Source organism: Rhizobium ecuadorense (genome assembly GCF_001187535.1).
Taxonomy (GTDB): Bacteria; Pseudomonadota; Alphaproteobacteria; order Rhizobiales; family Rhizobiaceae; genus Rhizobium; species Rhizobium ecuadorense.
This window is the reverse complement of record NZ_LFIO01000314.1, coordinates 1-246: the sequence shown is the minus strand read 5'-3', so window position 1 is coordinate 246 and position 246 is coordinate 1. Positions and strand designations below refer to the sequence as shown.

General features: G+C 60.6%; 1 pseudogene. It reads left to right on the top strand.

Features of this window, described 5'->3' with window-relative positions:
• A pseudogene (locus tag AF337_RS45130) lies at nucleotides 1-176 on the top strand (NUDIX domain-containing protein); the annotation flags it as partial.
• Nucleotides 177-246 lie beyond the last annotated feature (70 nt).

Below are 246 nucleotides of genomic sequence, written 5' to 3'. Positions count from 1 at the left end.
ACATCGCCGACCGCGTGGCGGAAGGCGGCGGTCTGGACGAGGAACACGAGGATATCGAGGTCCTCGAAATCCCGCTAGACGAGGCTGCGGCGATGATCGAAACCGGCGAAATCTTCGACGCCAAAACGATCGTGCTTCTACAGTGGGCGCTGTTGAACAGGGGCAAACTTCGATAGCGGGCAGGGCGATGGAGGCCTGGTTCGTCAAGTTGCCTCGGGCGGATCGAGATGATCCGCGACCGTCTTA